The 532-nt window shown below is 44.5% G+C and carries 1 protein-coding gene; it reads right to left on the reverse strand.

The window, feature by feature from the left end:
• Positions 1–82: 82 nt before the first annotated feature.
• Positions 83–532 (reverse strand): glycerophosphodiester phosphodiesterase (locus JMW90_RS13650; protein WP_201564782.1); only part of this gene is annotated, 450 nt, incomplete at its 5' end.

The raw sequence follows: 532 nt of genomic DNA on the forward strand, positions 1-532 counted from the left end.
CTTATCAGGCATTGAGGAGAAGTGTAAGTAACACCGTAGATATGTAGATGATTTTAAATAAATCAAATAAAGGCGATGCTTATTAACCCAGCAGTAAATAACTCGGAAAATCAGTGATGATGACGTCAGCTTGCCACGCGATCAGCTGTTTAATCGTGTCAATATCATTGACCGTCCACGCACTCACTGGCAAGCCATAACGGTGGCTATGTTCAATGACTGCTCGACTAATAAGCGGATAGTGGATACCTAGCTGAATACAGCCAAGTTGCAAGGCGGTATTCGGCGCAGTCATTAAGACTTCAGGTGTGCGAATGAGCAAGCCGCGAGAGATAGGCTTTAGTAATGGATGACGTTGTAAGCGAACATGTAGCTCTACATCGAAACGGGTCAGCACAATGGGTAGTTTGGCAAGTGGGCTATCGATGAGGTTGCGTGCCAATGCTTGTACCAATTTAGCATAATCAGTACGGTCATGCGTTTTAATCTCCAGTTCAATATCAGTAAAGCCAGTTAGCAACGGTGCTACCTG

It is taken from the genome of Psychrobacter glacincola, assembly GCF_904846215.1.
Classification (GTDB): Bacteria; Pseudomonadota; Gammaproteobacteria; order Pseudomonadales; family Moraxellaceae; genus Psychrobacter; species Psychrobacter glacincola.